Annotated in this window: 6 protein-coding genes; 1 reads left to right on the top strand and 5 read right to left on the bottom strand. The window is 51.5% G+C overall.

The annotated features are described in order from the left end of the window. Positions 1 to 48 precede the first annotated feature (48 nt). A complete protein-coding gene (locus WKT05_RS07065; RefSeq protein WP_340413533.1) occupies positions 49 to 1236 on the bottom strand; it encodes a hypothetical protein in 1188 nt (395 codons plus the stop codon). A gap of 176 nt (positions 1237 to 1412) precedes the next feature. On the opposite strand from WKT05_RS07065, the gene WKT05_RS07060 reads away from it, so the two are divergent. Further along, on the top strand, positions 1413 to 2639 hold the full coding sequence (locus tag WKT05_RS07060) for a dicarboxylate/amino acid:cation symporter (RefSeq protein ID WP_340413532.1): 1227 nt from the start codon (positions 1413 to 1415) through the stop codon (positions 2637 to 2639). Between the two features lie 43 nt (positions 2640 to 2682). Here the strand turns inward: WKT05_RS07060 and WKT05_RS07055 are convergent, their stop codons facing one another. The 4 genes from WKT05_RS07055 to WKT05_RS07040 all read right to left on the bottom strand — a co-directional run bounded on the left by WKT05_RS07055 (position 2683) and on the right by WKT05_RS07040 (position 6347). Then, the gene (locus tag WKT05_RS07055; RefSeq protein WP_340413531.1) at positions 2683 to 3579 is read right to left on the bottom strand and encodes a DegV family protein; all 897 of its coding nucleotides are present in this window, start codon (positions 3577 to 3579) and stop codon (positions 2683 to 2685) included. A 128-nt stretch (positions 3580 to 3707) separates the two neighbouring features. Next, positions 3708 to 4514, bottom strand: coding sequence for a metal ABC transporter permease (locus tag WKT05_RS07050; protein WP_340413529.1), 807 nt, complete (start codon positions 4512 to 4514; stop codon positions 3708 to 3710). Positions 4515 to 4518: 4 nt separating this feature from the next. Continuing rightward, on the bottom strand, positions 4519 to 5172 hold the full coding sequence (locus tag WKT05_RS07045; RefSeq protein WP_340413528.1) for a metal ABC transporter ATP-binding protein: 654 nt from the start codon (positions 5170 to 5172) through the stop codon (positions 4519 to 4521). Then, positions 5169 to 6347 carry a metal ABC transporter substrate-binding protein gene (locus tag WKT05_RS07040; RefSeq protein WP_340413527.1) on the bottom strand — a complete coding sequence of 393 codons (1179 nt, stop codon included), beginning with the start codon at positions 6345 to 6347 and terminating at the stop codon, positions 5169 to 5171. Before WKT05_RS07040 ends, WKT05_RS07045 begins: the two co-directional genes overlap by 4 nt. Positions 6348 to 6371: the final 24 nt, after the last annotated feature.

Raw genomic sequence — 6371 nt, 5'->3', positions numbered from 1 at the left:
TTTTTTAATAAAAGCGAATCCCTGAAGTATAAGCTTGCGATTTAATGATTATTTGCCGGCGGCTTCTCTGTCTCTGCGTTTAATGTTCTTATAGCCTAAGATCCACAGGGGCAGAATAATCAGTGCCCAGTTAAAAATACCCAGGTATTTGTAGGCATTTTGCACGATCCACATTAAGCCCAAGGTGGAAACCAGGTAGCATACCACCAAAGAGACCACGGCGATAATGGCTTTTTTCTTGACCAAATTGGTTTCGTTCTTCATGACGTGGGGTTCCATGCGGGTCACGATGCCGAAGATAAAGCCGACGGCGGTGGTGATCAGTGCCAGGAAGAGCAGGATCGGATAAAGGACGGAGAGGATCGAAATGTCCAATTTATTGACGACGGCAATGGTGGGCAGGGCTCTAGAGGCTTCGTTTAAATAAATGTCGGGCATTTGAGAGAAGATCAAAAGGGTGATGCCCACGAGCATAAGAATGTTCATGATGCAGCCGATGATCATGGCGCCTTTGGCTTCATTTTTGTATTGACCGCCTTTAAAGGATGCGGTAATGCCGCCGATGGCGCTGATTTGGAAGCCGGCATAGGTCAATGCCCACAAGAGGGAGTTGCCGATGTTGCCGGGGACGGTGGCATCCGATGCGGAAATGCCCCACTTGGTGGCCTTCGGATTTACATAGCCTTCAGAGAAGAGGCGGGCGATGTCCGGGCCGAATTTTATGAGGCCTGAGACGATGACGATAGAAATAATGGCTAAGATCATAATGGTCATAATCGTGGCATTTTTACGAACCAGCTCTTCGCCGAAAATAACCAGCAAGGTGACGACGACCACCATAAAGACGGAGCCGACGAGAACGGGCAGCCCCAGGTATTGATTCACCAAAAGCCCGCCGGATGCGATGGTGGCAGCCGATGCGGCGATGGTGGTAATGATGACGCTGACGTCCATGGCCGGAGTGAAGATTTTGGCGTATTTGCCGTAGGCTTCCTTGGACCAGGCGTCGTAGCCCCATTTGTCTGTTTGCCGTGCCGTTTCAAGGCCGACGTAGTAAGTAATGGCGATCAGAATAAAAGTAAGAATCGGCATTAAGGTGCCGAACCATCCGTGGTTTGCGAAGAATTGAAGTTCTTGCGTCCCCGATGCGAAACCTGCGCCGCAGTGGGTGGAGAACCACACCGTCGCAACACCGAAGCTGATGGATGTAAGATAATTGCGCTTGTCGTTATTCACGATATTCCTCCAATCTAAGGGGTTGCTTCTATTTATAGAAATAGTATCACAACCGCCCGCCCATGAAAAGAATCTTTTCACCGGTTTAACACCTTTTCTTAGCCTTTTTCCCCCTTTTCCGCTCCATTTTGATATAATAGCACCAATCCAATCATTTTTTATTTAAGGAGGTTCTTATGTCTGAGAAAAAGGCCTTTACTCTGGGCCTCATCCCCAAGCTTATCATTGCCATTGTTCTGGGTATTTTGGTAGGCTCCTACCTGCCGGAAGTGGTGACGAAAATCGCCGTCACGTTCTCGGCAAACTTCGGTAAGTTTTTGAACTTCGTCATTCCCCTGATGATTATCGCCTTTGTGTCCAAGGGCATCGCCGACTTGTCGGAAGGCGCGGGCAAATTGCTCCTCGCCACGGTGGGCATGGCTTATTGCTCCACATTAATCGCCGGGAGTTTGTCCTACACCATGGCCCACGGCATCTTCCCCTCGTTCATTTCCACGGAAATGGTAGAGCAGATCAAATCGGCCTCCGAAAAGAATTTAAGCGCCCTCTTTGAGATCCCTCTGGATCCCGCCATCGACGTCACTGGCGCCTTGATCCTTGCCTTTATGGTGGGCCTTTGCGTGTCGATTTTACGTCAAAAAAACAGCGGCGACACGTTCTACAAGCTCATTAACGAATTTAACGAAATGATTAATCTGGTTTTATCCAAGGCAATTATTCCTTTGCTTCCCTTCTTCATTTTCGGTAACTTCGCCAACATGGCTTACTCCGGCAGCGTCTTCGCCATTCTCTCCGTCTTTATTCGGATCTTCGGCTGCATTTTGGTTCTGCACCTGCTTTACGTCTTCGCCATGTTCCTCGTGGCCTGCACGACGACGAAGCGCAATCCCTTCAAGACCTTTACGAAGATGTTCCCGGCTTATTTCACCGCCGTAGGTACCCAATCTTCCGCCGCCACCATTCCCGTCAATGTGGAATGCAATAAGCAAATGGGCGTCAGCCGCCAAATTCGGGAATTCTGTATTCCTCTTTGCGCCACGGTCCACTTGCCCGGCTCCATGATTACTTTAACGGCTTGTGTCTACACCTTGCTCTATATGTACAACATGCCCCACGGCTTCGGCTTGATTATTCAATTTATCGCCGTCTTAGGCGTGGCCATGGTCGCCGCACCGGGCGCACCCGGCGGCGCGGTTATGAGCGCACTGCCCTTCTTGCCCATCGTCGGCGTAGCTACGAACTCGCCCATGGCATCGATTTTGATTTCCCTTTATTTAACCCAAGACTCCTTCGGTACCGCCGCCAATGTGGCCGGCGACAACGCCATTTCCATGCTCGTGGAAAAAGTGTACTACAAACACATTTTGAAACAACCGAAACCGACGGAAGAAAGTCTTTCCTAACGCAAAAAACCGGCCATGACAGCCGGTTTTTTTGTGCGAAAATTTATTCGTTCATGAGGGAACGTTCGTCGGGATCGCCGCTAAAGGTGACGACGCAGACTTCCGGGCCCGTGTGGGCGCCGATGACGCAACCCACCCGTTGGTCGATGTCGATGTTTTTCTCTTCCATGCCCATGTCTTTGATTAAAAAGTCTTTAACAAGGGAAACCCGCTCGGGCCAGTCGCCGGAATAGACATAGACCCGTTGGTTGGGATTGAACGCACCGCCGACGGATTTCTCGTTCAGGTATTTCTTCAGCTTTTTCAAAAAGGCTTTCTGTCCCCGATGCACGTCTAAAAGGGACAAAGTGCCCTCGGTTTTGTCGACGTCGAGAATGGGGCAAAGTTGCAGCACGCCACCGGCGATTTTCGCCGTCTTGGACACGCGGCCGCCGCGATGGAGGTATTCCAAACTGCCTACGGTAAAGAATTCGTAGGAGGTGGTTTTGATTTTGTTTAAGTAATCGGCAATGGCCTTAAGGCTTTCCCCGCGGTCCCTGAGGATGGCGGCCTTCAGAACCAAAATCCCTTCGCCGAAGGTGGCGGTTTTCGAATCCACCACTTCGATTTTTCCCGGATACTCCTTCTCCAAGGCGGCTTTTACCATCTCCGCCCCTTCGTAGGAACCGGAAAGGCCGGAGGAGAGGCTAATGTATAAGACCTCGTCTCCCTCTTCCAGGGCCTTTCGAAAGGCCTCTTCCATGACTTGGGGCATGACGCGGGAGGTGCTGTAGGTGGTGCCTGCCCGCATGTTGTCGTAGAAGTTTGAAATGTCCATGGCATGGCCCGTTTCAAATTCGTTTTCTCCGTCGGAGACGGCGATGGGCAGCTGAACGATGTCGTATCGCCCGGTGATGGTGAAATTAATATCCGCACCGTCGTCGGTAAATAATTTTATCATGAGTCGCTCCTTATGGCGTTGATTTTTCTCTTTTTCCGCCGGAACCTCCCTGCGGGAAATTTCCGTTTGTCATTATATTACGTGTTACGGCTTTTAAAGTCAACGAGGGCCGCGCCATTGGGGCTTTTTTATTTTTCGGCACCTGTAAGCTGATTTTTTGCCAACAGGATCACGAGCATGACCACGCCAAAGAGGACGATGCTCCCGCCGGGCTTAAGGCCCAGGTAGTAAGAGAGGGCGAGGCCGCCTTCGGTAAATAGGATGCCGAAGAAAATGGCGGCGACGTGGGTTTTTTTGTAGCTGAGTTTCAACTGCAGGGCGCAGGAGACGGGAAGCACCAAAAGGGAGGAGATGATTAAGACCCCGACGGTGCGGGCGGAAATGGCCACGGTAAGACCGGTTAAGAGGACGAAGATGCCGCTCAGTCGATCCACATGGATGCCTGCCAGGCGGGCGGAAATGCTGTCGAAGGAGAGGTAGAGGAGTTTTCTGTAATTATAGATAAGAAAGAGCACCACGCCACAGGAGACGGCGAGGATCATGTAGAATTCGAAATCCGTAATGGCCACGATGGTACCGAAGAGGAAGGATTCGAAATTGGCCCCGCCTTTGACGAAGCCCGAGAGGATCGATGCCAGACCCACGCCGGTGGACATAATGACCGCCGTGGAAATTTCCCCGTAAGAGGGGAAGCGGCGGCGAATCCATTCCATGGAAAGGGCCGCGGCGGCGCAGGTAATGATGGCGCCTAATATGGGATTGATCCCGATTAAAAGCCCGAACATGACCCCGGCCAAAGACACGTGGGAAAGGGCGTCGCCGATCATGGCCAAGCGCCGATTCACAATCACCACGCCCATGGCGGGAATGACGATGGAAAGGAGAAGGCCTACGACCATGGCCCGTATCATGTAATCGTATTGAAATAGCGCCATTGACTCACCTCTTTTCCAAAACGCCGTCTTCTAAGACGTAAATGCCGTCGATTATTTCTTCCACCAAATGCAATTCGTGGGTAATCATTAAAATGGTAATGCCGTGCACGTCGTGAAGGTGGCGCAAGATGTGGAAGAGCTCTTCCCGCGCCTTAAAGTCGATGCCTGTGGTAGGCTCATCTAAAATCAGCACGTCGGTCATGGAGATCAGGGCCTTGGCGATTAACACCCGCTGCCTTTGCCCGCCGGATAAGGCGCCGTAGAGGCGATGGCGAAAGTCTTCTAAATCCACGAGGGACAGGGCATCGTCGATGCGGCTTTTGCGCTCCTCTTCATTTAGCTTTTCTCCGTAAAGGCCCAAATCCACCAACTCTTTCACAGTAATGGGAAAGTCGTAGGAGGCGACCATGAGCTGGGGCACGTAGCTGATGCGGGAAAAATCCGTGTCCTTTCCCAGAGGCTTGCCGTCGTATTCGATGGTGCCCGATGTGGGCTTCTCGATGCCCAAAAGGAGTTTGATTAAGGTGGATTTTCCCGAGCCGTTGGCCCCTATAAATGCGAGAAAATCTCCCTGTTTAACAGAGAGATTTACCCCTTTTAACACATCGTTTTTCCCGTAGGAAAATCGCAGGTCACTGACCCGATAGATTTCTTTCATTGCAATGCAGACTCCAGTGTTTTTAGATTGCTTTCCATGCGTTCGAAATAGTTTTTATCGCTTTCGTATTCCATGGGATCCAGTTCTTTTACTTGTGCCCCAGCTTCCGATGCGATGGTTTGAGCTATTTTATCATCTTCGTGGGGTTCCGTAAAGACGGTTTTAATACCCTTGGCTTTCATTTCATCGACGATGGTCTTCATGGCTTTGGGATCCGGTTCCGATTCGGAGTTAATTCCTTCGATGGGGATTTGATTTAAGCCGAATTCTTTGGCCAGGTAACCGTAGGCTTCGTGGCTGACGACGATGTCTTTGTATTTGGCTTTGGAAAGCACCTTTTCGAAGGAATCGTTCAGGGCATCGAATTTTTCGCTGAGTTTTTCGTAATTGGCCTTATAGAAAGCGGCGTTGTCGGGGTCTTTGGCCGACAGGGCTTCGCAGATATTTTCCGCCATTTCTTCGGCATTTTCCGGAGACATCCATACGTGGGGATCCATGCCTTCGTGTTCGTGGTCGTGGTCAGCGGCGTCGTGTTCGTGTTCAGCTGCGTCGTGTTCGTGGTCGTGTTCGGCGGCGTCGTGTTCGTGGTCGTGTTCGGCGGCGTCGTGGTCGTGGTCGTGTTCGGCGGCGTCGTGGTCGTGATCGTGATCGGCGGCGTCGTGGTCGTGATCGTGATCGGCGGCGTCGTGGTCGTGATCGTGATCGGCGGCGTCGTGGTCGTGGTCGTGATCGGCGGCGTCATCGTGGTGGTGATGGTGGCCGCCCTTTAAGAGCTCGATGCCTTCGGAGGCTTCCACAAAGGTGGCGTCGCCTTCTGTGGTTTCTTTAAAGCGATCCGTAAAAGATTCCAGGCCGGCGCCGTTGTAGATAAAGAGGTCTGCCTCGTTTACTTGGTTCATGTCCTTCGGCGAGGGTTCGAAGCCGTGAACCCCTTGGCCCTTGGGAATCAAGCAGGTAACCGTGGCCTTGTCCCCGGCGATTTCTTGGGTCAGGTCTCTGAGGATGTAGGTGGTGGTGACGACCTTCAAGCCTTCTCCCTTGGGCTTTTGGCTGTCGGTAGCCACTGCTTTGTTGTTGTTATTGTTATTATTGTTGTCGTTGTTGTTGGTTTTTGCGCCGCAGGCGGTGAGCATCAAGGCGGCTGTAGCCAAAGCGACGAGTTGTTTTATTTTCATCGTATCCTCCTAAATAGAAATCAT

This window comes from Peptoniphilus sp. HCN-40583, assembly GCF_037892835.1.
Classification (GTDB): domain Bacteria; phylum Bacillota; class Clostridia; order Tissierellales; family Peptoniphilaceae; genus Aedoeadaptatus; species Aedoeadaptatus rachelemmaiella.
Note: the sequence above shows the minus strand (reverse complement) of the source record. Positions and strands in the feature narration are given on the sequence as shown.

What these genes read in the sequence shown, in the direction of transcription:
- WKT05_RS07050 (WP_340413529.1), bottom strand. Translation starts at nt 4,514, where the DNA reads ATGGCGCTATTTCAATACGATTACATGATACGGGCCATGGTCGTAGGC.
- WKT05_RS07040 (WP_340413527.1), bottom strand. Translation starts at nt 6,347, where the DNA reads ATGAAAATAAAACAACTCGTCGCTTTGGCTACAGCCGCCTTGATGCTC.
- WKT05_RS07045 (WP_340413528.1), bottom strand. Translation starts at nt 5,172, where the DNA reads ATGAAAGAAATCTATCGGGTCAGTGACCTGCGATTTTCCTACGGGAAA.
- WKT05_RS07060 (WP_340413532.1), top strand. Translation starts at nt 1,413, where the DNA reads ATGTCTGAGAAAAAGGCCTTTACTCTGGGCCTCATCCCCAAGCTTATC.
- WKT05_RS07055 (WP_340413531.1), bottom strand. Translation starts at nt 3,579, where the DNA reads ATGATAAAATTATTTACCGACGACGGTGCGGATATTAATTTCACCATC.